We start from the raw sequence: 27,000 nt of genomic DNA on the forward strand, positions 1-27,000 counted from the left end.
GATTAGTCTTCTTTCACTCCGGGTACTTTGACTTTGCCGGTCACGCACTCACTGATGAGCGATGACCTATATTCCTTCAACCGGACAATTAGGGATTGCTTCTGGGCGATGAGGGAGTTGATTTGTGATAAATGTTCGTCCAGCCAATCAACAATATGATTTTGATCTGTTGTGTCTGGCAAAGGAAGAGCCATATTCCAGTATGCTGTTTGCGTCATGCTGGGCAATGTGGTTTGCGACATGTACTGTTTGTAATCAAAACATGTAGCCAAGTAGTAGTAATAGCGCAGGCTAATGGTATCGTTCGACGCTTTTACGTCGAACGCGGTGTCAACATTCCAGTATTTGCCGGTAACATAATGCGGAATATGAAGAGTTGCTCCTTTACGACCGATTAGCACGGCTGGGCCCTCTTTGTATTCTCCGCATGTTTTGAAGCTGCCTTCGCCACTTCCATATACCGGAATGTTCCCATTGGTTTTGGGGTCAGAACCGTTAGTTATGCTGACTAAGAACTTTGCCTTTTCGATATGCCAGTATTCTGGAATTTGGCCGATCCAGTCGATGCCGGAGTCCTTCATGGGTGCGTTCGGGTCGAGGCCTTTGGTGACGGCTTCGGAGATGACGGACTGACGGTACTCGTTCAACAGCTCAATCGACCGTTCGATATCCGCCACCGCCGCATCAATCGCCCCCGTCTTCTCATCCAAATACGCAACAATTCGCTTTCTGCTATCAGCTGGAGGCTTCGGCAGATAGATTCCTTTCATATCTGACCATTTGGTGCTCCAAAGATCAGCTACTATGCCGTGGCCGTTCCTATAGAACTCATCTGAGAATCGTTCACACGAGAATAACCACGAATAATAGCGGACATCAATCTCGCTGATTCTTTGTGGATTGAGAACCAACGAAATCTGTGTAACTGAACCGTCCAGCTGGGAGAATCCGCAGGAGCCGCGTCGATCGGAACGACTATTGATAACGAAATCACCCTTGCGCACAAGCAGACGATTATCTCGGTTATCGGTCTTGGCGACATTCTCCAGTTGCGGTACGATGCCGCCTTTTGTCACTGATAGTGGCGCATAGTCTTGGTCGCTCACTGTTTCCCTGCGGGATGTGAACATTTGACCCACTTTGGTGACTGACCACCCCTCCGGAATCTCACCGATCCAATCGACGCCGGAGTCCTTGTATTTACTGTATCGTTCCATCACAACCCCACCTTCGCGAGGCTGTCGGCGATGGATGCCTCCAGCGAACGGATGTCATCGAGAATCACCGCAGACGGGCGCAGTGGGGTGTACTCGTAGAAGTAGCGGGTGAATGGAATCTCGTAGCCCACCTTGTCCTTCTTCCGATCCATCCACGCGTCGGGCGCGTACGGTTTCACCTCGCGCTCGAAATACTCGTCGATATCCTGCTTCAGCGGAATGTTCTCGGTGTCGCGCAGTGCGGCGTCGGGCTTCGGATTGCCCTTGCGGTCGGTCACGGCCTTGCCGTTCTCGTCGCGCAGCGGACGCTCCACGGTCACGGTCGTGTATCCGAAGTCATCCACGTCGAAGATCTTCGAGGTCTTCGTCTCCTCGAACGCGTTGTACTCCTGCACGATGGCGCGAATCTGCTCGCCGCTCAGCTCGTTGCGCTTCGAGCCAAGCGACTTGCGCATCTTGGTGAACACGCCGTTCGCGTTGATGAGCTGCACTTTGCGTCGCCGTTCCGCGGGCTTGTTGTTGTTCAGCACCCAGATGTATGTGGCGATGCCCGTGTTGTAGAAGAAATCGTTCGGCATCGCCACGATCGCCTCCACCAGGTCAAGATCATGCAGCAGCCATTTGCGGATATCGCTTTCGCCGGAACCGGCGGCACCGGTGAACAAGGGGGAGCCGTTCATGAATACCGCAATACGTGCGCCACCGTCTTTCACGGGGCGCATCTTCGAAACCATATGCTCGATGAACAGCAGCTGGCCGTCGCTCACACGCGGCAACCCCGCGCCGAACCGGCCCCTGAATCCCTCGTTCTTGTACTCGGCCTCCACCACGCTCTTCGACTTTTTCCAATCCACGCCATACGGCGGATTCGAAACCTGATAGCCGAAATTCTTGTCACCGAACGCTGGTTCGGTCAGCGTGTTTCCGAACGCGATATGCCCGGCGTCGCCGCCTCGCAGCAGCATATCCGCCTTGCAGGTGGCGAACGTGGCCGCGTTCAGCTCCTGCCCGAAGCAGTACACAGTGGCCTTCGGGTAGTACTCATTCACGCGATCCTTGAAAATCGACAACGCGCCGCCCGTACCGGCACATGGGTCGTACACGTTCACCACTTTGCCATCCTGAGACAGGTCGGCTGACGCTCCTGAAATCAGCAGGTCGACAGCCAGCTCCACGCCGTCGCGCGGACTGAAATGCTCGCCAGCCGTCTCGTTCGACATCTCGGAGAAGCGACGCAACAGGTTCTCATAGATGTTGCCCATTTCGACGTCGCTCACTGTTTCCGGACCGAGATCGACCGTGCAGAACTTGTCGACGATCTGGAACAGCAGATTGTTCGACTGCAACGAGTCGATGCGGGAGGAAAAATCGAACTTCTCGAACACATCTCGTGCGTCCGCAGAGAAGCCTTGCACGTAGTAGGTCAGATTCTCGGCGATGTTGCCCGGATCGGCGCGCAGCTTGTCCATCGTGTACTTGCTCGTGTTGTAGAACGGCAGTCCGGCGACCGACCTCAGCTGATAATCCGAGATGGCGTCCGCCATGTTCATGGCCTTGACCTGCTGATACGTCTCCAGCACCTGCTCCTTTGTGCCGGCCAGCACGCAATCAAGACGTCGCAGCACCGTGAACGGCAGGATGATGTCGCCGTACTCATGCTGTTTGTAGTCGCCGCGCAGCAGGTCCGCCACAGCCCAGATAAACGACACAATCGACTGATGATTCATTAGTGTTCTTCCTTCCCCATTGAGAGTTCCACATTACCAATCGTTGCACCGTATCGTGCGGCGTCCGCAACCGTGTCGAGCAGTCGGCCTAGTGCCTCGGCCTGTATATTGAATGTCTGTCGCGCGCTCACAAGTGCCGCAATCCGATGCTGCTGATCCAAAGGCAGAGCCGGCACTTCAAGGCGGGCGGGTCGCACATGGCGAACCCCGGAACCTTGCAGGAGCGCGGTGTTCCAACTGCCCTCAAGCATCAGCGCCACATATTCGGGATCCCACTGCGGCTTGTCCATGCGAACGATGTTGATTCTGCGATCCACGCGATGGCACCCGGTCGTGTCCACCATGGAGCGAATCTCGCCGATTGTGGTCAGGAGGATATCGCCCGGTTCGGTGATGCGGTCATTGCTTTTTTCGTCTTGTGACGCCGTAGCTTGCGGATCAGTGGATGGCAGGATGCCTTCGCGCACATGACGCAGGGTGATGATGTCCTCGGAAGTTTCCTCTTCTCGTTGAACAAGCATCGACCCGGTGCGTATCGTGGCGATATCGCCAAGTCGAAGCAGATTGGCACTGCGGGAGTCCAACGGCTGGGAGGTGAACTCCTTGACGGCGCGTACCGCTTCGATAATTGTTTCCGCAGACGATTCGATATCGTCGAGATTCTTCTGATACATGCGGATGATCTCCTCGGGGTCACGTTGCGCGCGGAGCAGCCAATCGGAGGGCAGCAGCGAGACCTGCTCCATACCCAGGATGTCAATGGAACGCACTGTGCGCGTGACGATATGGAGATCCCGAAGCGCATTGGCTGCGAACGGGGTCGCCGCATGGAACTGGGCGTCGCGGGCGAACCATTGCAGAGGGGCGTGCATCCATGAAGGAATCTCTCCTTCGCTCTCGTATATGCTGCTCTGATCGCCGATGCTGATCATGGTCACGGTGTCGCGGATCTTATCCGGTGCGGACAACACCCAGAGATAGGTGTGGATGGCCGTATCGATGTACAGGTGTGCAGGCAAGGCAACGATTGCCTCCACGCAGCCGGCTGCAATGAGGGCGCGTCTGATGGCGGATTCGCCGGAGCCGCATAACGTTTTGGCGGAAGTCACTACGAACGCGCGGCCGTTCTGGGCCAGATGGGCCAGCGCGTCTTCGACCCACAATATCGACGAATCGAATCTTGAAGGCAGCCCGTAGCGCCATCGAGTGTCCGCGTTGTCCGGATTGAAGCGCAAGCTGAAAGGCGGCTCCATCATCACGACATCAGAGCGGACGGACGGGTATGGGTCTGTGGCGAGCGAATCGCCGACAACGATTTCGGCAGTGGCGTTGCAGGCGTCGGCAAGTATGAATCGGCGGGCGGCAATCGCGGCGCCGTCGGCGTCATTATCCGCGCAATGGAAGATGACTGCCGGGTTGCCGCGGTTGCCCTCGGTGACGAATTCATGGAAGCGCAGGCAATCCTCGAGGATTCCGCATGCGGAATCGTAAACGGATACATTCTCCTTGCCGCCGGATATATGGGCTTCCAAGTGCGAGACGGCCATCTTTGCCAATAAGGCAGACGCGGGGGAGTTCGGACGTCCGAGCGCGCCACTCATGCGGCCCTGACGTACGATGCTCGTCTCTAGAATCAATGAGCACAGCCTATTCGTCGTCTCCTTGCCCCTGGTCACGAGGGTGTCGACGAACGTCAGCAGCTCGGCTAATTTCGCCGATTCCAGCAGCTTCAGTTCCTTGGGGTCAGCCAAGGCGAGTGAGAGAGTGCTGTTTCCGCCGTTGTCTTCTTGGATTTTGGCGTTATGCTCGACCAGTGAATGTGCGAGATTCCTGCACCGGGTGAGGATTTCGTCTGCAGACGCAGTGCCGGAGGCATCGAGCAGAGCACTCCAGTCACCTTTTGCGGTGTCGGAATCCTGTGCCCTGGATGCCAGGCAAGCGGCCCACAGCAGTATGGAGGCCATGGTCACAGGATCGGACTTGCCTCGCCATTGGTCGAAGAACGACCATGCGGCCTGCTCTAGACGAGTGTCTTTGAAAGCGATGTCATTAGCCTTCAACCATGTCGCTACATCGTCATAGGCGAAGAGAGGGCGTCCGTCCCTGGATTCCACGGGCTGTGGAAAATGCTTGTTGTCGCGGCTCCGCCAATTTGATACCGCCGAGGGGCGTACCTGAGCCATGCGGGCGATGTCCGCGGAGGTCAGCAGGTTGTCGGTCTCGAACGGTGTCTGTGTGGATGAGGTGTGTTCGTTTGCTGTCATTGTTGCACCTTCACAATCGTTGTTACTGTGTACTATGTTCACAAGTTAGTCTAAGAGGTTTCAAAAAGGACACGCCGCGAACTGTGAATATCATTCACGGACAGTATGTTTATGGATGTCGATAATTGCGACACGCCGACAAAAGCAAGTTATTGCAAGCATTTATGGCCTTTGGATATCTACTGTCCCGTTACAGGGGGTGACAGCGAAACCTGGAATTGGAGGGAATGATGAGAACTGTGAATACCATGCCGGCGGGTGTGCGTAAAGGTGCGAAGCGTGCTGCCGCCATATTGATTGCAGTGCTTTATCTTGGCGGTCTGTCTGCCTGCTCGTTGAATACGGTATCTTCAGGGGCGGAAGGTGAGGGCCGGGATCAATCGTCGGGTTCGTCCTCCTCGAATGGTTCGGGCCGTTCCGATGCGGGGAATTCTTCATCGAAGCATGAAGATGATTGTGGCACCGCGGTGAGCAATGCGACCGAAGCCTTCAAAGCATTGCAGGACTATGCTGACGCCACAACCATCGATGCTGACCGTCTATTGTCCAAAGATCCGGATCTGGAAGTGAAATGGGAACTTGCGATTGAGAATATGGAAGAGCCGAACCTCTCATGTGATGCGGATTCGGATACCTCGTCAACGGTTCGCTCCGCTCAGCACCTGAAGGCGAAATACGAGGCTCAGCTCAAAAACCTGAAAAACATGAAGGCGAAAGCAGATGCGTTGACGAATGCTTCGCCGGATTATGCCGACTTGCCTACGGATGATTCTCTGGAGTCCCGTATCGCCCAGGCGAAAGCAGTAGTGAAAAGTACTGCTGACGGCAGTGTCTGCAGCCCGTATTCGCGCAAACGACTTGTGGATATATTGGCGGCATCACAGGAGATGCTGAACAGTGGCACGGCGGACGAGAAGCAAATGCAGATTCAATCCGACTCGTTGTATCGGATCACCGAAAGCGTGCGAAATGACAAATGCGTGACGCATTGGTGATGTTGTGATGTCGTCCTTGGGGGCGTGCGTTGTCTCATTATGAGGTCAAAGGCGGGGCAACGCATTGTGCGCCGTATGCATTGTTCCGCATGACGAAGCTCTACAATCAGGGAATGATCGTGAAAAGCAAGGAAGCTCTATGAAGATGAAGTATCTGGAGGATACATATAGGGATCCGGGGTCTGAGTATCCTATTTCCGCTGAAATCAGGAGGCGGCGTGGGCCTGGAGCATTGACTTTCGGCGTGCTTGTAAGAGTGGCTCATTCTCTATTGCAGACGCATCCCCGGTGGCAGAATCTCTGGGATGAGCCCGAGGACGCGGCCTTCGAGTTTTGCTATCTTTGTGATGGTGATGGCGCTCCGGTGGCCCTTAATCCGAAGTTCGTTACGTTGTATTGCGCGGCAGCCAGCGATAACAATTTCCGTGCCCTTGCTCGGCGGATGATGTATCAGTGGATGGTTGACGAGGACAATGCCCGTGATTTCGGCCGTCTGGTGGATCGCATCGAAAAACGTCTGGCAAGGTCTTCGGATGGGTATGTCAGAGAGAAGGCTGTCGAATGCGCCAATGTCCTTCACCTTGATGTGAACGGCAGGTGGTATAGGTTGCCGTTCTGTCCTAGGGCGTTGGTGCGCTGTCGGATCGCGAGAATTGAAAGACTTGCACGTCGCACGCCAGTGGATTGGCCGTCGGAGGACGCGCTGAGGGAAAAGCATCTGGAGCGGCAGCAACGTGGCTACATCAAGAACGATAAAGGGAACAATGTCAGGCAAGCAGTCCGCGATCCTGAAATCGGCAAGCGAGACGGTCAATTCGATAAGTGGCTCTATGTGATTTTCAATGAAGCGAATGGGGCTTTGGCGATACATGAGGTCACGCAGTTGGTCGTGGACGTCTGTCCTGGGTTGGTGCAGGACGGTTCCGATCGCGAAGAGGTGTTCCTCCTTTCGCCTACCAGCGAAGTGTTCTCTCGCGACTACGACGAATTCGATGATCCGACGTTCAATCAAGTGCTTCAGATGCAGGATTTGGAGGACGGTTCTTTGGACCAGTTGAGTGAGCAATCGTTGTTGGATGAATTCGGATTTGTGAATCCGGAAGATATCTATGAGTGAGTGTTGAAGGCGTGTGATGAATATGTTGAATACAGGCAATGAATGGTACCGGCGTATCGCACAAAGCAATAGGGAATTTCCGATTCCTGACCGAGTCGATGGCAGCCGGGGCCGGCAAAAAGCCATGCTGGAGAATGGGCCCGAACGCAATCAGGTCTGGATGCTGAGGGATCGTTCTCATCTCGTCGAATATGCAGTGGTTCTTGCGGTCGGTTCAGACTGCCGGACTCTCATGGTGACGGCTATGAGCAACGATACGCGTCTGCAGACCGATGATTCCATGGTGCTCGCAGATACGCCTCTGGGTATGCCGATGCTTATATGGCCGAAGCTGACAATCGAAGTCCCCGTAAGACTGCTCGATGTCCCGTTGGGTGAGCTTGGCGAGGTGTGTATCAGGAAATCATTGCGGTACGAGGCATCGGATATCGAAGGAGTTGCTGCAGGAAGATACAGCTCAGTCGATTATCACCGTGCGATTGCCGCTTTTCGTAACAGAGTGAAGGTATTCGCCCAGTGGCATAAGCTGTGCGCGCAGCTTCCAGAACTTCCGGCTGCTAAAAGTCCCGATCGTCTTGAGCGAGACGATTCCACGGGGAAACTACTGGACGCTCTCATTGATGTCCTTGGTATGGAACCATATGATGCGGTTCCATATGCCAAGCATGATAAGGAACTGTCCGATGGGCAGAAGAGACAACTGGCGCAAGCCGGTGTAGACGAGCGTGTGCTCAACTATGAGACTGAACTGCCTCGAGACCTTCTTATCGAAGTTGAACAGCCCCGGTGGCGTCATCGTGCCGAAAGAACGATTGCGGCGGGTGAGGACGACTGCCGTATGCGTCTGGCGAGGAAGGCCAAACGCAATGAGTTTGCCTTGGCGGCTCGTGCGAACAGACAGGGGCGGGAATACTGGCGCCTGGTACTTCAATCCTGCGTATCGGAAAAGGGGGAGTGAATATGAATATTCCGGTTGCATCCACGACGGACATTCTTCGTGAGCAGGTTTCCCAGATGCATTCTGCCATCAAGCGCCGTATACCGAATTTCGAATTGGTGCTGATGAGTCGTGACCCAATCAAGGCTATCGAGCTTCTTGCTGGTGATGTGCTGACCGTGCATATTGTCGAGAGCCATGATTCACGGTTTTTCAACGGTCTTTCCGTCGGTGAAAAACGAGAAGAGGCTCATGGGTTGTATGAAAAACATGTTGGAGGACCCGATTGCATTCGAATCGCGTATAACAAAGAAACCCGTCGAATGTGCTTCACGCTATTCCATGAAATTGGGCATTATCTTCAGAAGAACGACCGACTATTGGCGAAGAATATTGTCGAATACAGGCAATGGGAATCTTTTGAAGAGAAAGCCTGCGACGCTTTTGCGGCTCAATGTCTGATTCCGGATGATCTTCTCGAACGATGCTTCGGGACAGGCGTCTGGTCTTTGGATGCTGGGAAGCTGTCGTATCTTTACTACAATTCCATGGCTTCGCGTCGGGTGGTTGCCCGTCGTGTTCATGATTTGGGGATACTCGGTGAGCGGGATTATATCGGCTTTACGAATAACACATACTCCGAATATGCAGGCACCGTTCCATCCAGCGTAGTGCGATTCCCCCCTGACGCCGTGAAGGCCGGTGACCGTGATGTCGACCGTTTCGGAAAGGCGCGATGGGAGCGAATCGCCTTGGACAGAATTCAGGAGGATGCAAGCCAGTACCGTGAATGGGATGTTCTCTCGGACGAATTGCTCAGCCGCTATGAAGGGGCTGACAATCCTTCATATATCAGCATCTCGGAAGCATTTGATCATTCTTCGGTTGAGCAAGTACACGAAAGAAAAAGGAATTATTTCATCGTCGTATGCCGATGAAATAAGGGACGATTGCGATTCATTCCGCTGCGTAATCGTGCTCGTTGATTTCCTGTCAGGCAATGCATGAGTTTGAATAAGGGGATGAAATGGACGCTAATAATATGGAAGAGACTGCTGAACATGTAATGAACTCTGATGAATTGACGCCGCTGATTGCTCAGTATGTGGTGAACGTCAGAGAGAGAACCGGCTCATATTATGGGTGGCGAACGATATCGGAGGCTCTTGTGGGAGAATCGCCGGCATCGGTCAGCAATCCGCTGCCGGATATTGACGGTTACGGGTTCTTGGCTGGCTTATGCACCAGGGATGAGGTCTCAAACATGATCTTCGAACTTGAGGCGAAGGATGTGGTGCGCGTCGGTAAAGATACCCGGATTCGTCCGGGGGCCAATATCCGGGAATTGCTGCCGGATTATCGGGGGTGGTTTCCGAGGCCTCTCCGTGCTGCTGAACGATATGCCGAATCTCATGGCCACGGTGAAGACCGGAAGGAGTCCGGTTGCGCGGTATCGTGGTCAGGGCTGCGGGCCGTGCCTGCTACCGATCAGGAGATTGACGACATGCGTACGATCATCGAATTCGTCAATGAGGAGATGCGTGTCATCGGACATGGTTACGGGAAAGGCAACACCATCAAAGCTCTTCGCGGAGAAAGAAGGAAAGATGTGGTGGCTGCAGGTCTTATTGATCTGGACGGCTACGGCAGCCTTAAAGGGTGTGAGTATCGCTATATCCGAAGATTGTTGCAGACGCTGATCGAGGCAAAAGTGTTGAGATATGGGAAATACAGCACCATCATGCCGTCGAAAGAGCGGGATGTGGCGATTGTGCCCGATTGCCTCGATTGGGTTGTGGATGAGCGGGAATTCAATCAGCGCATGGACGAGAGAGCGGATGCGATTGCGAGGGGTGGGCGGTAGGCGCCGCGCTCGTGCGGCCTCGATGCGGCTTGCGGTGGATGCCAGTGGATAAGTCTGTGGATGACACGCGGACCGTGAATCGTTACGGTAATCACACAGTTGTAGTTTCGGCAGAATATCGCCAAAAACACTACAGTTAGTTCGACTCGCCTTCTTGGAGTACTAGATATAGGGGTGGGGTTGCCGTATTGTGTTATAGGTTCAAGAAAACGACATCCATGTAATTTTGATTGGCCCTGCGTAAGCTCGGCCAAAAACAGAGTCGAAAGGGGTTCGCGATGGGCGTGCAGATGATGGATGAGGCCGTCGCCAGGCACGGGGCTCAAGGTGCCGTCAGGGACGGTGTGGTGCTCGTGGAGAAGCGTGACGGTCGCGTGGTCGATTTCGACCCGATCAACATCATCTCCGCAGTCAAGTCCGCCTTCAAGGATTTGGACAAGGAAGTCGGCCCGGAAGAGGAGGCCATGATCCGCGGCTTCGCCAATCAGGTGGAGGGCGAGATCAAGGAACGTTACGCAGGGCCCGCCAAGATCGAGGACATCCAGAACCTCGTGGAGCACGCGCTGATCAGCGCCCATCTGTACGATGTGGCTCGCGCATACACCAACTACCGTCTGGACAAGGACATCCAGCGCGCCAAGGCCACCGATGTGAACGAGGCCGTGGCCCGTTTCATCAACCATGACCCGACGCTGATCCACGAGAACGCGAACAAGGATTCCAACGTCTACGCCACCCAGCGCGACCTGCTGGCGGGCGCCGTCTCCAAGGCGGCCGCGTTCAACATGCTGCCCCCGGCCGTCTCCAACGCCCACATGAAGGGCGACATCCACTTCCACGACGCCGATTACTCTCCGTTCACCGCCCAGTCGAACTGCTCCCTGCCCAACTTCTGGGACATGCTCGCCAACGGCTTCACCTTGGGCAACGCCCCGATGGCCTCACCGAAGTCCATCGCCATCGCAGCTACCCAGATCACCCAGATCATGAAGGACGTGGCCTCCAGCCAGTACGGCGGCCAGACCGCCAACCGCGCCGACGAGCACCTGGCCCAGTACGCCCGCAAGGACTACGAGAAGTTCCTCGAGGAGGCCCGCGAGACCATCCCTGACGGCATGCCGGTGGAATTCGCCCGTCGCCAGGTCGAGAACGCCAAGAAGAACGAGCCGGCCAAGCTGCACTTCGGCAACCGTGCCCCGCTGCCGATGGACACGCCGTTCCACACGGATGTCGACGAGCTCGAGCAGGAGCGCGAGATCCTCGCCAAGATCCGCACCCGCAAGGCCATCTACGACGCCATGCAGACCATGGAGTACCAGATCAACTCCAACCGTGTCTCTAACGGCCAGACCCCGTTCGTCACGGTCGGCTTCGGCCTCGGCACCGACTGGTTCTCCCGCGAGATCCAGCGCGCGATCCTGCTCAACCGCATTCGCGGTCTCGGCAAGGAGCACCACACCGCCATCTTCCCGAAGCTCGTGTTCACCATCAAGCACGGTGTGAACGCCGACCCCGACGACCCGAACTACGACCTCAAGCAGCTCGCGCTCGAATCCGCCACCAAGCGCATGTACCCGGACGTGGTCTTCTACGAGAACATCGTCAAGATCACCGGCTCCTTCAAGGCCCCGATGGGCTGCCGTTCCTTCCTGCAGGGCTGGATCAACCCGGAGACCGGCAAGGACGAAGAGGACGGCCGCATGAACCTCGGCGTGGTCACCGTCAACGTGCCGCGCATCGCCATCGAGTCCCACGGTGACAAGGCCCGCTTCTGGAAGCTGTTCAACGAGCGTATGGAAGTGGCCCACCAGGCATTGCAGTTCCGCATCATGCGCTGCAAGGAGGCCACCCCGGTCAACGCCCCCACGCTGTTCCGCTTCGGCGCCTTCGGCCGCCTTGGCGCCAACGACAACGTGGACCAGCTCTTCAAGAACGAGCGCGCCACTGTGTCGCTGGGCTACATCGGCCTCGCCGAGACCACCGCGGTCTTCTATGGCAAGAACTGGATTCGCGACCACGGTTGGGATCCGGAAGGCAAGGAGTTTGCGCTGTCCATCGTCAAGCGCATGAACGAGCTGTGCAAGCAGTGGAGCAAGGCCGAAGGCTATCATTACTCCGTCTACTCCACGCCGGCCGAGTCCCTGACCGACCGGTTCAACCGCATGGACCGTGAGAAGTTCGGTCGCATCGAGGGTGTGACCGACCACGACTTCTACACCAACTCGTTCCACTACCCGGTGTGGCTCCAGCCCACCCCGATGGAGAAGCTCAACTACGAGAAGGACTTCCCGTACTACGCCTCCGGCGGTTTCATCAACTACTGCGAGTACCCGTGCCTGCAGGACAACCCGAAGGCACTCGAGGCCGTGTGGGATTACGCCTACAACATCGGTATCGGCTACCTTGGCACCAACACCCCGATCGACCACTGCTTCGTGTGTGGCTTCCAAGGTGACTTCGAGCCCACCGAAGAGGGCTTCAAGTGCCCTGAGTGCGGCAACTCCGACCCGGATAAGTGCAACGTCACCAAGCGCACCTGCGGCTACCTCGGCAGCCCGGTCCAGCGCCCGATGGTGCACGGCCGTCATGAGGAGATCGCCCACCGCGTCAAGCACATGAGCGGCGAGACCGGTCGCGTGACGCTGAACGACGGCACCACCCGCGAGTGGTTCGAAGAGGCCAAGTGATCCGTCGTGATTTCGCGCCCGGGGAGACCGGGCGCGGCCCGTCCGTGCCGTCCCATGGGCTCGCCAACGATCCGAAGGCGGGCCAATGGGACGGCCGTCGCATGTCCAAGCGCATGATCGCCGACTACAAGACCTTCATCGTCACCGACGGCGAGGGCGTACGTAACTCGCTGTATGTTTCGGGCTGCCCGTTCCATTGTGTCGACTGCTTCAACGCCTCCATCTGGGATTTCCGCGCCGGCCACGAATACACGCCCAAGCTCGAGGACAAGATTATCGATGATCTCAAAGCGCCTTGGGTGCAGGGCATCACATTCCTCGGCGGCGAGCCCATGCTCAACACGCCTGTGCTGGTGCCGCTCGCGCAGCGCATCCGCCGTGAATTCGGCCACACCAAGGACATCTGGTGCTGGACCGGCTACACATGGGAGGAGCTGATGCGCCCGGGGGAGACCCCGGACAAGCTTGAGCTGCTCCACCTCATCGACATTCTGGTGGACGGCCGTTATCTCAAGGACCAGAAGAACTCGCTGCTGCAGTTCCGCGGCTCCGCGAACCAGCGCATCCTCGACGTACCCAAATCCTTTGAAGCCGGCAAGCCGGTCATCTGGGCCAAGCTCCACGATCAGGAGCGCGACATCCCGGAGATCTATCTGAAGGACCGCGAAGCCGGCGAGGGCGCCCAGGCCTCCTGACGATGGCGCGTCCATGGCGCATCATCAGCGTTAAGCCGCTTGGCAGATGATTAACGGGATTGGGTCTGCAGTGCCCACTTCCATGCGGGAATGACCTGTATGTCTCCGCTGCTGGTATGAATAACGTCGTTCTCACGTAGCGTGATGATGATGCCGTTCACGCCGGGCATGCGTTTCATGGTTTCCTCGAGTCCTCGAATTTCACGTACCTTGGTTTTGGGGGTGGTCATATCCGCTGTGACTTGGATGGCGGAATACGGCTCGATGCCGAGTGCATCGCCGATGAGGAAATCCACTTTCTCCTGTTTGGCCGTAGGCATGGTCAACGAGGTGATGGAATCAGTGCGCCTTCCCGCCTGACGTCGGCGCAGCTCCAGATAGACGGTGGTCTCCAGACGCTTGCCTACATCCTGTTGGTTCGCGCGTGAGACCGCGTATGCCAGACCGGGGTCTTCGGCGTAGATTTTCGGCACAGTGGTTGTATTGGGCTTGAGTGATGTAGTGTATTCGTTGAGTTCATAGCAGAGAAACGCTTGCTCCATCAGATCGAGGATGCGCCGGGCCTTGTTCCAGTAGAGTCTGTATCCGACTTGTTCCAGCTGTGCGGTGAGTTTGTTGACAGCGAGTTCGCATGCGGTGTTGCGTAACACGAACAGTGCGATTTGATTGGCCAGAGCGATTTCCCCACGGCCCAGCTGCTCGGCCACGTCTCTGGCCACAACGTCACGCATATAGCTTTGCAACATATCAATACGTCCGGCATTGGGCAGTGTCTGCACGCCTGGGAAGCCGCCTTCTGTGAGATAACGGTCGAATGCCGACTCCATGGCCGTGACGGTTTGTGCAGAGAAGGCGTTGTCGCTGTCGCTTGGTGCGTCGAGTCCGTGGAAATCGCAGTATTCGCGGAATGAGAGGGGCAGTACTTCATGCGAGTACGATCGTCCTCGGAATTGTGTGGCGATTTGTTCGCTGGACAGTTTGGATGACGAGCCGGTGATGACTAAGGTTACTCGTTCGTGCTCGGCGAGTCGCTGGCAACATCCCTGCCAGTGCTCGGTTTCCTGCACTTCGTCCAGGAACAGGAACGCGCCTTGTTCGCGTGCGGTTGGGCATTGCCTCCAATATTCCGTAACCACTTGATTGAGTGCATCGGGTGGCATGGGCTGGAGTCGTTCGTCGGCGAAGTTGAAATAGAGGATGCGTTCACGTGTTGTTCCTGCGTCCATTAGGTCATTGATGAGTTGGAAGAGGTGAAATGTTTTGCCGCTACGGCGCATTCCGGTGAGGATATGCACGAGATTGAACATCGCGGGCTCTGGTAATTCGTCGATAACCGGATGCCTTTTCACGGGGCGTGGAAACTGGTATTCCAGCGCTTCGCGCACGAGTGCAGGATAGTCGGGTGTGGAGTATTGTACGGTTGCTGCCATGATGCCGGACCTTTCCACCAGTGCACGGGCTTCATAAATGATTTATGAAGATGATATCATAATTTCATAAATGATTTATGAAGTTAGCTCTTCTTTGCTGTGTTGCGCGATTGGCGATTGCGACCGGCGGGTGTTAGCGGGCGGGCTTGGTCTCTCCAGGGTCTGACAAAACCGGTCAACGCTACGGTTTGTTCGTGGACGTATCGACAGCCATAGTTGTCTGAAAACAGGTAGATCGAGGCAACGTACTTTCATATGTTTGGCGGTGGGGATAAGGGGGTGATGACGGTCAGCGCCCAACGGCTCGCTGTTATGCGTCACATCGGCGCGAACTGTAGTGTTACCTGCTTTCCGTGAGCGAAATCACCCGGGCTGTGGGCCAGTTGGGCAGGTGGTCAGACTAAGCTGACCCGAAGAAGTAGCCGGGCGAAGCCGTCCGCAGTGCACCTGCCAGCCGTCCCGTGGCGGTTCCATGGTGCCCTGTGGGGAGGGTGATTCCGGAGGACCAACGTAAGAGGAAACATGGTTGATACCGTATCGAACGCGACCGCAGGCGCAGCATCGGCGCCTGCGACGAACGCATCGAAGGGCGCCAAGCCGCTGCGTGTAGGATTGGATATCGGCTCCACCACCGTCAAGGCCGTGGTGCTCGACCAATCCGATTCTCTGAGCGAGACCCTGTTCTCCGATTACCGGCGACATCATGCCAACGTGCGCGCCACCGTGGCGGGTCTTCTGGTGGACATCCACAAGAAACTCGAGGAGCTCGGCCGTGGCGACGAGCCGATCCGCCTCGCCATCACCGGCTCCGGCGGCCTCGCGCTCGCCGACAACATGCACGTGCCGTTCATTCAGGAGGTCATCGCCGAAACCGAGGCGATCGACAAGGAATACCCGCAGGCGGACGTCATCATCGAGCTCGGCGGCGAGGACGCCAAGATCACGTACCTGAAGCCCACGCCCGAACAGCGCATGAACGGCTCGTGCGCGGGCGGCACCGGCGCATTCATCGACCAGATGTCCACCCTGCTCGACACCGATGCTGCCGGCCTCAACGAGATGGCCAAGAGCTACGAGAACCTGTATCCGATCGCATCCCGTTGCGGTGTGTTCGCCAAAACCGACCTCCAGCCGCTCATCAACGACGGCGCCGCCAAGCCCGACCTCGCCGCATCCATCTTCACCGCCGTGGCCACGCAGACCATCGCCGGCCTCGCTTCCGGACGCCCGATTCACGGCACCGTGATCTTCCTCGGCGGCCCGCTGTTCTTCATGTCCGAGCTTCGCGCGGCATTCCAGCGTGCGCTCGAAGGCAAGGTGGACGAGTTCATCGTGCCCACCAACGCCCACCTGTATGTGGCATATGGCGCGGCACTCCAGGCCGATACCGACTCCGACGATGAAGGCCATCATTTCGAGGCACATTCCTGCGCGGATATCCTCGAACGTCTTGAAGACCTGAAGAACCTGCCGTCCAATACGCCCACGATGCCGCCGCTGTTCCCCACCGAGGCCGACCGTGAGGCGTTCAACCAGCGCCATCACCGCGAGCACATCCACATCGGCACGCTCGAAGGCGCGCACGGCCCCCACTTCCTCGGTATCGACGCCGGATCGACCACCATCAAGGCCACGCTCGTCAACGACGATCGCGAAATCGTATGGTCGAGCTACGCCAACAACGAGGGCAGCCCGCTGACGGCCGCCATCAACATCGTCAAGCAGATCCAGTCCGAACTGCCTAAGGAAGCTTGGATCGCACGCTCCTGCGCCACCGGCTACGGCGAGGGGCTGATCACCACAGGCCTTCATCTGGACGAGGGCGTGGTCGAGACCATGGCCCACTACCGCGGTGCCGAAATGGTGAGCCCCGGCGTCACCGCCGTCATCGACATCGGCGGCCAGGACATGAAATACCTGGCCATCACCGACGGCGTCATCGACTCGATCGCCGTCAACGAGGCCTGCTCGTCCGGCTGCGGTTCGTTCCTGCAGACCTTCGCCATGTCCATGGGCCTGACCATCCAGGAGTTCACGCAGAAGGCGCTCGCCTCCACGCATCCGGTGGACCTGGGCTCCCGTTGCACCGTGTTCATGAACTCCTCCGTCAAACAGGCGCAGAAGGAAGGCGCCTCCATCGAGGACATCGCCGCCGGCCTGTGCTACTCCGTGGTGCGCAACGCGCTGTACAAGGTCATCAAGCTGCGTGACTCCGGCGAGCTTGGAGATACCGTCGTGGTCCAGGGCGGTACGTTCCTCAACGACGCCGTGCTGCGCGCATTCGAGCTGCTCACCGAACGCGAGGTCACCCGTCCGAACATCGCAGGCCTCATGGGCGCATACGGTGCGGCACTGACCGCCCGCATGCACTACCAGGACGTAGCGGACGACAATCACGATCATGTTCTGGCCGACGGCACCTCCGCCGAAGCCTCAGAAGCCGCGGAAAGTACCGACATGGCCGGCGTGGACACGACCAATGCGGCCGCGGTCGCCGAAGGCCACGACAACGAGGTGGTCATCGACGGCGTGCACCATACAGTCAGCTCCATCCTGACCGGCGACGCGCTCGACAACATGTCCATGACCACCGAGCGTGACGTATGCAAGCTGTGCCAGAACCATTGCAAACTCACCATCACCACGTTCTCCGATGGTTCGCGCTTCGTGACGGGCAACCGATGCGAACGAGGCGGCGACGCCAAGAAGAAGCGCTCCGACCGTCCGAACCTCTACGACTACAAGTACAAGCGTTGCTTCGCCTACCGCAGGCTCACCGACAAGAAGGCCACCCGTGGCGAGATAGGCATCCCGCGCGCGCTCAACATGTACGAGAACTACCCGTTCTGGTTCACGCTGCTCACCTCACTCGGCTTCAAGGTGATGATCTCCGGCCGCAGCTCCCATGAACTGTTCGAGACGGGCATCGAATCCATCGCCTCCGAGAACATCTGCTACCCTGCCAAGCTCGTGCACGGCCACATCAAGTGGCTGCTCAACAAGGGCATCAAGACCATCTTCTACCCGTGCGTCTCGTACGAGGAGAATCTTGTACCCAACACGGACAACCACTACAATTGCCCGGTCGTGGCCAACTACCCGCTCGTGGTCGGCGCGAACATGCCCGAACTGCGCGACCCGGGCGTGCGCTACATGCACCCGTACTTCAACCTCGCCAACCACGAGCTCATGGTCGACCGCATCGTCGAGGAGTTCGCCTGGGCCAATGTGACCCGCGAGGAGGCCGAGACCGCCGTCAAGGCAGCCTACGCCGAGGACAAGGTCTTCAAGCATGACGTGCAGCAGGAGGGTCTCGCCGCGCTCGCCTACATGAAGGAGCACGGCTGCCGTGGCATCGTGCTCGCCGGCCGCCCGTACCACATCGACCCCGAAATCAACCATGGCATCCCCGAGACCATCTGCTCGCTCGGCATGGTGGTGCTGTCTGAGGATTCCATCTGCGAACTGCAGCCGGGGGAGAAGCTCAACCTCACCGAATTCCTGGCCGAGGGCGAGAAGGACCCACGCTCCAAGAACGCCGCCGGGTTCCGGCACGTCGGCGACCGCACAGTCACCAGGATGCCGTTGCGCGTGACCAACCAGTGGGCCTACCACTCCCGCCTGTACGCGGCGGCGCACTTCGTGGCCTCCTATCCGGGACTCGAGCTCGTGCAGCTCAACTCCTTCGGCTGCGGCCTCGACGCCATCACCACCGACCAGGTCGCCGAGATCCTCGCCGACAAGGCCGACGTGTACACGCTGCTCAAGATCGACGAGGTCTCCAACCTTGGCGCGGCGAAGATTCGTCTGCGTTCGCTCAAGGCCGCCGTCGAGGAGCGCGAGGCCAACAAGGCTCGCGAGGAGGCCAAGGCCAAGGCTCAGGCTCAGGCTCAGGTGGCGGGCGATAGCGAATCCGCTGAAGATCAGGCCGCGGCGCAGGCTCGTGAGGAGGCCAAGGCCAAGGCCGAAGCCGATTTGGCCGCGGCAAAGGCGGCGCTCGCCGAAGCGCAAGCCGCAGTGGAGGCCGCGGAAGCCAAAGTCAAAGCCGAACAGTCCCAGTCGACGAGTGCTGGACAGAACGGACAGAACGATGGACAGCCGATTGGACCCAAGCCGATGGGCTTCCGCAAGACCGGTTCCAAGGCACCCACTGCCGGTCGGCAGGTGCTGCTCGATACCACCATGGCCGCCAACCCGAAGCTCACCAAAGCTATGCGAGAGGCCTCCAAGAAGGCCGCCCAGCGCGATATCGCGGCTGCGGCGAACAATCGCAATGTGCTTGCCGGCTCGAACGGCACCGTTGACCAGCCGGCAGCCAAGAACGGCAAGTCCAAGAAGTCGGCGCACAACAACGCCACGATGAGCCGTTATGCCCACCGTCAGAAGTTCCTCAAGAACATGAAGAAGGACTACACCATCGTCGCTCCGCAGATGAGCCCGATTCACCTGTCGCTGGTGGAGGCGGTCATCCGTTCCGGCGGCTATAAGTTCGACGTGCTCAAGCACGCCAGCCGCAGCGACGTGGAGACCGGCTTGAAGTACGTCAACAACGACGCCTGCTACCCGGCTATCATGGTCATCGGCCAGCTCATCGACGCGATCCTCGAAGGCAAGTACGATCCGGACCATGTGGCGCTCGCCATCACCCAGACCGGCGGCATGTGCCGTGCCACTAACTATTTCGGCCTCATCCGCAAGGCCCTGATCGACGCGGGTTACCCGCAGATTCCGATCATCGCCATCTCCACGCAGGGCCTCGAGGACAATCCCGGCTTCAAGGCCACCGTGCCGATGCTGCATCGTGCCGTCAAGGCGCTGATTCTCGGCGACCTGCTCATGAAGTGCCTGTACCGTGTGCGCCCGTACGAGGTGGAGAAGGGGTCGGCCGACAAGCTCTACGAGCAGTGGGATGTGATCGTGCGCGAGACCCTCGAACATCACGGGTATTCCAAGACCGCGGCCAAGACCCCATGGCTCAAGAAGGGTTGGCTGCCGTACGGCACGCTCGCCAAGGAGATCGTGAAGTCCTTTGACGCCCTGCCGCTGAAGGACATCCCGCGCAAGGTGCGTGTCGGCGTGGTGGGCGAGATTCTGGTCAAGTATCAGCCGGACGCGAACAACCATGTGGTCGACGTCATCGAATCGCAGGACTGCGAGGCCGTGGTGCCCGGCATCATGGAGTTCATGACCACCAAGCCGTACATCACCGACTGGAACGAGCACAACCTCGGCATGGGCGGCAACCAGTTCGCCTACGCCGTCATGCGTTGGGGTCTCGATCGGTACTTCGCGCCGATCAACGCGGCTTTGGACCTTTCGCACGGCAAGTTCCGCCGCGACGAGCCGATGCCCGAGCTCGTCAAGAAGGCGGCCGAGGTCACGTCCATCGGCGTGCAGGCCGGCGAAGGCTGGCTGCTCACGGCCGAAATCCTCGAGCTCATCGAACAGGGATGCCCGAACGTGATCTGCGCGCAGCCGTTCGCCTGCCTGCCCAACCACGTGACCGGCCGCGGCATGTTCGGCAAGATTCGCCGCCTGCACCCGGAAGCCAACATCGTCTCCATCGACTACGATCCTGGCGCCTCCGAGGCCAACCAGCTCAACCGCATCAAGCTTATGATCGCGGCGGCCAAAAAGGCCCATAACGCCAAGTTCTCCGATGCCGGTGAACCGCAGGGGTTCACCGCGGCGGACTGATTCGCTTCATAACAGGTAATGCCGTAACGCCCGCTATCGGTTTTTCGTATAGCCGATGGCGGGCATTCGGGCGCGGCTCCAAGCATGCTCGCATACCATACCAATCATGGTTACTCCCAGAATTAGTTATGCGCATTTGCTCGCCAAGCCGAACCCCAAGCATGTCGACAGCCTGCTGAAGTTCTTCGAAAGCGGCCGTTCCCAGCGTGGCACTGGCGGCTTTGGCGTCGAGATAGAGCATCTTCCGGTGCATAACAGCGACGATACCGCCGTGACCTATTACGAGACGAATGGCATCGAGGCCCTGCTCAAACGCCTTGCCCCGTATTACGACGAGGAGAAGGAGTACTGGGAGAACGGCCACTTGGTAGGCCTGTCCCGTCCCGGAGTGGCTGTTTCTCTTGAACCGGGCGGTCAGGTTGAGACCTCCATCGGCATTCTGAAGAAGCCCAGCGACCTGAATGCCCTGTACTCGAAGTTCCGCCGCGAGGTCGATCCGATTCTTAAGGATTTGGATTTCCGTCTGGTCAACTATGGATATCAGCCGAAGTCCAGCTTCGCGGATGTGCCGGTGAACCCCAAGGATCGCTATGACGCGATGACCGACTATCTCGGCCGCGTCGGTCAGTTCGGCCCGTGCATGATGCGCTGCTCCGCCTCCACACAGGTCAGCATCGATTACGTGGACGAGCACGACGCCATCGAGAAGATGCGTCTGGGCACGGTGGTCGGTCCGATTCTGGCATACTTCTTCCGCAACACCCCGTATTTCGAAGGCGAGACGAATCCGTGGCCGCTGCTGCGCCAGCGCATGTGGGATTATCTCGACTTCCAGCGCACCAATGTGATTCCCGGTCTGTTCGACCCGAGGTTCGGTTGGGAGGATTACGCCGTGGATGTGCTCTCCACGCCGCTCATGTTCGCCGACCTGACCCACACCCCTGAGGCTGTGGCTTCCGGCGCGAGCCCCAAGGAACTGCATCGTCCGGCATTCCGTGAGAACGCGGGGGATGTGTACCCGGACCGCGAGCTCAATCCGTACGAGATCAACCACATCATCTCCACGCATTTCAACGATGTCCGTCTGAAGAACTTCGTGGAGCTGCGCCACTGGGATTCGCTGCCCATCGAGCGTGCGGAACGGCTGACCGAGATCGTGGCCTCCCTGTTCTATGTGCCCGAGAATCGTGAACGTCTGGAAAGCTACTTCGACGGCATCACCGAAGAGGAGGTCTTCGAGGCCAAGGCCAACATCCAGGCCCACGGCCGTCAGGCATCCCCGTACGGTCAGCCGCTGGAATTCTGGAAGGAGTTCCTAGGCCTCGAGGGTCTGCTCTCCGACATTCCCGGCGACCCGAAGCATCCCGACGTGTTCCAGGAGTAACCCGAGTCGTCTTGAAACCGTCAGATGGTGCGGCGGCCCTTGTGAGAGGGCGCCGCACCATCTTTTTTGCCTTCCGGCGTGTGGACCGGAAGATCGGAATGCCGGAGGGCTTGCGTGTGCTTCGCGCCATAGCGGTGGCGTGTGTAGCGCGCATGGATTGGACTGGCATGTTTGGCCTTGGCTTTGGGCTTGATGCAAAGACTGATATCGTCATTGTCCTTCACTTGCCGGTATATCGAGTGCATATTCGATATACTGGCTTTCATGAGCATGGTGAAGCAGAAACGAGTGCGTAAAAGCCCGGAGGAACGGCGCGCGGAGATTGCGCAGGCCGCAGTGCGTCTGGTGGGGGAGAAGGGCTACTATGGCACGTCCCTGAAGGATGTGGCCGACGCCGTGGGCATGAGCCAGCCCGGACTGCTCCATTACATCGGCAATAAGGAAGGCCTGCTGTCGATGCTCATCACCGATAACTACGACGTATTCGGTACGCCGGACGACTTCATGGCATCAGGCCTGCCCGGCAGCGACCCGGATCGTCTATTGTTCCCCGCTTATCTGCGTTATCTGGTGCGCTACAACGCGCAGCGGCGCGAGCTGGTGGCGCTATACATCGCTCTGGAGGCTGAGGCGTTGGGGCCTGACCATCCGTTGCATGAGTATTTCGACGGACGCCCGCAGGAAGTCTGGGAGCATTACTCACGCTATCAGTGGTGCATTCCGCCCCAGATGGGTTCGTGGGAGGATTCCATGAAATCGCTGGTGCGTCGGTGCATCGAGGCCATGGACGGCGTGCAGCTGCGCTGGATGCGCAATCCGCCGGTGGATCTGTACGACGAATGGCTGGCGTTCGAGGAGCTGCTTTTCCCCTCGCCGATGTGGGATAACTACCGGTAGGCAGAGTGTGGGCCGGCCTCGGGTCGCAGTCGATACGAGGCCGGTCTCGGGCCTTGACCGAAGCTGATTCAGGGGAATGCGGCTAACTCCGGTCTAACAAATCATAGATATCGTGATTGCGACACGCCGATGTGCCGTATGTAAGCGAAGAAACGTTGATTGTCCGCCGATTTGAATAACGAATAACCGTTAGATAATGATTTGACGGAAAGGTGCGGCCGGGAGTATTCTCAATGTTATCTAACGGACGTTAGGTATGTCAGGGAAGACAAATCAACAAGGTAAGGTTCAAAGATGAGTGATGCAATGACCGCCTCCGCCGAAGAGCGTTTTGCGGCATACAATGCGAACATCGCCGCGGCCGGCAAGGATCCGTCGCTGTCCCCCGAGACCGGCAGGCAGATGGACAAGGCCATGCTGTTCCGCTTTGGCGCGGGCTTCCTGGTCTTCGGTCTGCTGTGGATGAGCGGTCTGGCCATCGTGTCGGCCGTGTTGCTCACCAAGCATCTGCAGAACATCTTCGGTCCGGATGTCGAGGGCCTGACCGGTGTGATTAACGCCTGCACCGCCGTGGCCTCGCTGGTCTCCAACCTGCTGTTCGGTACCCTGTCCGACCGATCCCGCTCCAAGTGGGGACGCCGTACGCCGTTCATTGTGCTGGGCGCGGTGCTCGGCGGCGTCACCCTGTTCCTCACCGGCATGGTGTCGAACGCCGTGGCCATCACCATCATCTACTGCCTGTGCATGTTCGGCCTCAACGCCATGATCGCGCCGCTGGTGGCCATGATCTCCGACCGCATCCCGATGAACGTGCGCGGTACTATGTCCGCCTTCTTCGGCGCCGGCCAGACCTGCGGCGCCCCGATTGGCACCCTCATCGGCTCCGCCTTCATCCTGAATCCGTTCCCGGGCTTCATCCTCGCCGGCGTGCTCATGTTCCTCGGCGGCATCGTCGCCGTGCTCATCGTGCCGAAGGAATCCTCCGCCGACTTCCTGCCCAAGGACGAAGGCAAGGTCACCGATGTGCTCCGCAGCTTCATCCCGCCGAAGTTCTCCACCGCCCACGACTTCTACAAAGCGTTCGCCGGCCGTCTGTGCATGCTGCTGAGCTACCAAATGATCACTGTCTACCAGCTGCTCATCTTCCAGAAGTACATCGGTCTCGACGACACGGCCGCCGGTGCCGCCATGGCCACCATGTCCGTGATCACCATGGTCGTCTCGCTGGGCGGTTCCGTGGTCGCCGGCCCGATCTCCGACGTCATCGGCCGCCGCAAGCTGCCCGTCATCGCTGCCTCCGTGCTGTTCGCTATCGGCATGGCCATGCCGTGGATCATGCCGACCACCATGGGCATGTTCCTGTACGCCGGCATCGCCGGCCTTGGCTACGGCGTCTACTCCTCCGTGGACCAGGCCCTCAACGTGGACGTGCTGCCGAACAAGGAGGAGGCAGGCAAGGACCTCGGCGTGCTCAACCTCGCCACCACGCTCGGCCAGATGCTCGGCCCGGTGCTCATGTCCGTAATCACCGTGACCCTCGGCTACGCCGCCGCCTTCCCGATCTCCATCGTGTTCGCGCTGCTCGGCTGCGTATTCATCATGATGATCAAGGGCGTCAAGTAAGCGATTCCTACGCACGCCGATTACGCGCCGCCGGCCGGCCGCCAGCAGCTGTACGCCAGCCATAGCCGTACAGTTCGACGTCACAGGCGTGCGGGCCGTCTTCCTCCTCCTTGCGGCCCGTGCGGCACCTTCCTCCTCCCCCTATCAGTTACGATGTGCCGGGCCGGTCCGATTCAGGACAGTCCGGCATCATCGTTTCCGGAGCATTCGCTTCAGGCCGTCGCATGACTTATCGACGGCCTGACACCCCCCGACCTTCGACCTACGATAGGCATATCAAACCAGCCCCAACCAGCCCATAGCGCAAAGGAACCTTTGATGACCAAGACCAGCGTGGACCGCATCCTGTTCGGCGCGGCCTACTACGACGAATACATGCCCGCAGGCGCCGACCGCATCGAAACCGACATGCGGATGATGGAGGCGGCCGGCATCAACGTGATTCGCATCGCCGAATCGACTTGGAGCACATGCGAGCCGCAGCCCGGCGTGTTCGACTTCACCCATGTGGACCGCGCGCTGGATGCCGCCGCCCGTCATGGCATCGCCGTGATCGTGGGTACGCCCACCTACGCTGTGCCCGCCTGGCTCGTGCGCCTGCATCCGGACGTGCTCGCTGTGACGCCGAACGGCCCGGGCAAGTACGGTCCGCGCCAGATCATGGACATCGTCAACCCCGCCTACCGTTTCTACGGCGAGCGCGTGATTCGCCGGCTCATCGAGCATGTGACCAGCCACCCGGCCGTCATCGGCTATCAGGTGGACAACGAGACCAAGTACTACGATTCCGTGAGCCCGGACATGCAGGCGCTGTTCGTCAAATACCTGCGTGAGAAGTTCCATGACGATCTGGACCTGCTCAACGTCCACTTCGGTCTCGACTACTGGTCCAACCGCGTGGACGCATGGGAGGACTTCCCGGACGTCACCAACTCCATCAACCAGTCGCTGCGTGGCGAGTTCGACCGGTTCCGCCGTGCGCAGGTCGCCGAATTTCTGGCCTGGCAGACGGGTATCGTGCGCGAATGCGCCCGTGAGGACCAGTTCGTCACCCAGAACTTCGATTTCGAATGGCGCGGGTATTCGTACGGCATCCAGCCGGCCGTCGACCACTTCAAGGCGTCGGCCGCCGTGGACATCACCGGCGTGGACATCTATCATCCCACCGAGGACGATCTGACCGGCAAGGAGATCGCATTCGGCGGCGACATGACCCGCTCCGCCAAGAACGGCGCCAACTATCTGGTGCTCGAGACCGAGGCGCAGGGCCAGCACGGCTGGGTGCCGTTCCCCGGCCAGCTGCGCCTGCAGGCCTACTCGCACTTGGCCTCCGGTGCAGATATGGTCGAATACTGGCACTGGCACTCCATTCACAACTCGTTCGAGACCTACTGGAAGGGCCTGCTCTCGCACGACATGGAGCCGAACCCCACCTACGAGGAGGCCGGGGTGTTCGGCCGCGAGGTGGCTCGGCCGGAGGTCGGCGAGCGTCTCGTGCACCTCAGGAAGTGCAACAAGGTGGCCATCATGGTGTCCAACGAGGCGCTGTCAGCGCTTGATTGGTCGCGTGTGGAGACCGGTTTCCCGGACGGCGTCGGCGTGAACTACAACGACATCGTGCGACGCGTGTACGACGCGCTGTTCGAGCTCAACGTGGAATGCGACTTCCTGCCCGTGGACGCGCCCGGCGAACGGCTTGCGCAGTACGCGATGATCGTGACGCCGGCGCTGTACTGCGCACCGGAGGAGACCATCGCACGCCTGCGCGGCTTCGTGGCAGGCGGCGGCCATCTGGTCTCCACGATTCGCTCGTTCGTCACCGACGACGAGGTGACCGTCTGGCATGACCGCGCGCCGCACGGCCTGGCCGACGTGTTCGGCATGACCTACAACCAGTTCACCCGCCCGAAGGGTCGCGTGGGTGTAGTGTTTGCGGACAATGCCGCGCTCGCCGGCACGCCGGACGCGCAGGCCGAGGCGTTGATCGAGCTGCTCAAAGCCGATGTCGAGGACGACTCGCCTACCGAAGTGATGGCCCGGTACGGCCATTACGCATGGGAATCCTACGCGGCCGTGACCCGCCATGTATTCGGCAAGGGCAGTGCCGAATGGATCGGCACGCTGCTCGACGTCGATACGATGCGCGCCGTGATGCGCGAGGCCGTCGAGCATGCCGGGGTCGAGGGCGCCGGATCGGCGCTCGCCGGCAAGGTTGTGGTCCGTCAGGGCGTGAACTCGGCGGGGGAGACGGTCACCTACCTGCTGAACTACTCCGCCGAGTCGGTCACCTTCGCCAGCCCGGTCGCCGGCTCGGTGGTCGTCGCGCCGCAGGTCATCGGCCATGACGGACTGATCGACGAGGCCGCCTCCACTTCGCTGGCCGTCCGCCCCGGTCTGCCCGTCGCGACGGGAGACGAGCTGACCATTCCGCGCTGGAATCTCATCGTCATCGTCGGCTGAGCGCGC

At 58.9% G+C, this 27,000-nt stretch carries 17 protein-coding genes; 12 read left to right on the top strand and 5 right to left on the bottom strand.

Features of this window, described 5'->3' with window-relative positions:
* Positions 1 to 2: 2 nt before the first annotated feature.
* Genes BW14_RS00970 through BW14_RS00980 form a run of 3 tightly spaced genes read right to left on the bottom strand, consistent with a single transcriptional unit; the run spans position 3 to position 5,208 of the window.
* Entirely contained in the window at positions 3 to 1,217 is a 1,215-nt protein-coding gene (locus BW14_RS00970; protein WP_258184954.1) for a restriction endonuclease subunit S, read from the bottom strand.
* A complete protein-coding gene (locus BW14_RS00975) occupies positions 1,217 to 2,944 on the bottom strand; it encodes a class I SAM-dependent DNA methyltransferase (RefSeq protein ID WP_140464607.1) in 1,728 nt (575 codons plus the stop codon). Before BW14_RS00975 ends, BW14_RS00970 begins: the two co-directional genes overlap by 1 nt.
* A complete protein-coding gene (locus tag BW14_RS00980) occupies positions 2,944 to 5,208 on the bottom strand; it encodes a type I restriction-modification system subunit M/S (RefSeq protein WP_140464605.1) in 2,265 nt (754 codons plus the stop codon). The genes BW14_RS00975 and BW14_RS00980 overlap by 1 nt, the downstream gene beginning before the upstream one ends.
* Before the next feature lie 239 nt (positions 5,209 to 5,447).
* Between BW14_RS00980 and BW14_RS00985 the strand changes: the two genes are divergently transcribed.
* The 7 genes from BW14_RS00985 to nrdG all read left to right on the top strand — a co-directional run bounded on the left by BW14_RS00985 (position 5,448) and on the right by nrdG (position 13,503).
* Complete coding sequence (locus BW14_RS00985; RefSeq protein WP_140489119.1) at positions 5,448 to 6,203, top strand: hypothetical protein; 756 nt, start codon at positions 5,448 to 5,450, stop codon at positions 6,201 to 6,203.
* 139 nt (positions 6,204 to 6,342) lie between these two features.
* The gene (locus BW14_RS00990; protein WP_140464603.1) at positions 6,343 to 7,320 is read left to right on the top strand and encodes a hypothetical protein; all 978 of its coding nucleotides are present in this window, start codon (positions 6,343 to 6,345) and stop codon (positions 7,318 to 7,320) included.
* 16 nt (positions 7,321 to 7,336) lie between these two features.
* On the top strand, positions 7,337 to 8,278 hold the full coding sequence (locus BW14_RS00995; RefSeq protein WP_140462711.1) for a hypothetical protein: 942 nt from the start codon (positions 7,337 to 7,339) through the stop codon (positions 8,276 to 8,278).
* A gap of 2 nt (positions 8,279 to 8,280) precedes the next feature.
* Entirely contained in the window at positions 8,281 to 9,195 is a 915-nt protein-coding gene (locus BW14_RS01000; protein WP_140462712.1) for an ImmA/IrrE family metallo-endopeptidase, read from the top strand.
* An 89-nt stretch (positions 9,196 to 9,284) separates the two neighbouring features.
* Positions 9,285 to 10,121 carry an RQC domain-containing protein gene (locus tag BW14_RS01005; RefSeq protein ID WP_140462713.1) on the top strand — a complete coding sequence of 279 codons (837 nt, stop codon included), beginning with the start codon at positions 9,285 to 9,287 and terminating at the stop codon, positions 10,119 to 10,121.
* Between the two features lie 290 nt (positions 10,122 to 10,411).
* Positions 10,412 to 12,808, top strand: coding sequence for an anaerobic ribonucleoside-triphosphate reductase (nrdD, locus tag BW14_RS01010; protein ID WP_375137539.1), 2,397 nt, complete (start codon positions 10,412 to 10,414; stop codon positions 12,806 to 12,808).
* Positions 12,805 to 13,503 carry an anaerobic ribonucleoside-triphosphate reductase activating protein gene (gene nrdG / locus BW14_RS01015; protein WP_258184933.1) on the top strand — a complete coding sequence of 233 codons (699 nt, stop codon included), beginning with the start codon at positions 12,805 to 12,807 and terminating at the stop codon, positions 13,501 to 13,503. The genes nrdD and nrdG overlap by 4 nt, the downstream gene beginning before the upstream one ends.
* A gap of 50 nt (positions 13,504 to 13,553) precedes the next feature.
* Here nrdG and BW14_RS01020 read toward each other — a convergent pair whose 3' ends face one another.
* Positions 13,554 to 14,933, bottom strand: coding sequence for an ATP-binding protein (locus BW14_RS01020; protein ID WP_140462716.1), 1,380 nt, complete (start codon positions 14,931 to 14,933; stop codon positions 13,554 to 13,556).
* Positions 14,934 to 15,455: 522 nt separating this feature from the next.
* Between BW14_RS01020 and BW14_RS01025 the strand changes: the two genes are divergently transcribed.
* Together BW14_RS01025 and BW14_RS01030 are read left to right on the top strand one after the other, a co-directional pair.
* Complete coding sequence (locus BW14_RS01025; protein ID WP_258184932.1) at positions 15,456 to 20,630, top strand: acyl-CoA dehydratase activase-related protein; 5,175 nt, start codon at positions 15,456 to 15,458, stop codon at positions 20,628 to 20,630.
* 106 nt (positions 20,631 to 20,736) lie between these two features.
* On the top strand, positions 20,737 to 22,014 hold the full coding sequence (locus tag BW14_RS01030) for a glutamate-cysteine ligase family protein (RefSeq protein WP_044089739.1): 1,278 nt from the start codon (positions 20,737 to 20,739) through the stop codon (positions 22,012 to 22,014).
* Positions 22,015 to 22,034: 20 nt separating this feature from the next.
* Here the strand turns inward: BW14_RS01030 and BW14_RS01035 are convergent, their stop codons facing one another.
* On the bottom strand, positions 22,035 to 22,259 hold the full coding sequence (locus BW14_RS01035; protein WP_044089740.1) for a hypothetical protein: 225 nt from the start codon (positions 22,257 to 22,259) through the stop codon (positions 22,035 to 22,037).
* Between the two features lie 19 nt (positions 22,260 to 22,278).
* Here BW14_RS01035 and BW14_RS01040 point away from each other — a divergent pair, with 19 nt between their 5' ends.
* From BW14_RS01040 to BW14_RS01050, 3 genes are all read left to right on the top strand, one after another.
* Positions 22,279 to 22,911, top strand: a complete 633-nt coding sequence (locus BW14_RS01040) for a TetR/AcrR family transcriptional regulator (protein ID WP_081886683.1) — start codon at positions 22,279 to 22,281, stop codon at positions 22,909 to 22,911.
* Between the two features lie 294 nt (positions 22,912 to 23,205).
* Positions 23,206 to 24,534 carry an MFS transporter gene (locus BW14_RS01045; RefSeq protein ID WP_044089742.1) on the top strand — a complete coding sequence of 443 codons (1,329 nt, stop codon included), beginning with the start codon at positions 23,206 to 23,208 and terminating at the stop codon, positions 24,532 to 24,534.
* 318 nt (positions 24,535 to 24,852) lie between these two features.
* Positions 24,853 to 26,994 carry a beta-galactosidase gene (locus BW14_RS01050; RefSeq protein ID WP_140489120.1) on the top strand — a complete coding sequence of 714 codons (2,142 nt, stop codon included), beginning with the start codon at positions 24,853 to 24,855 and terminating at the stop codon, positions 26,992 to 26,994.
* The last annotated feature ends 6 nt before the right edge of the window (positions 26,995 to 27,000 follow it).

Origin of the sequence: Bifidobacterium sp. UTBIF-68 (assembly GCF_006408855.1) — a bacterium.
GTDB classification, from domain to species: domain Bacteria; phylum Actinomycetota; class Actinomycetes; order Actinomycetales; family Bifidobacteriaceae; genus Bifidobacterium; species Bifidobacterium reuteri.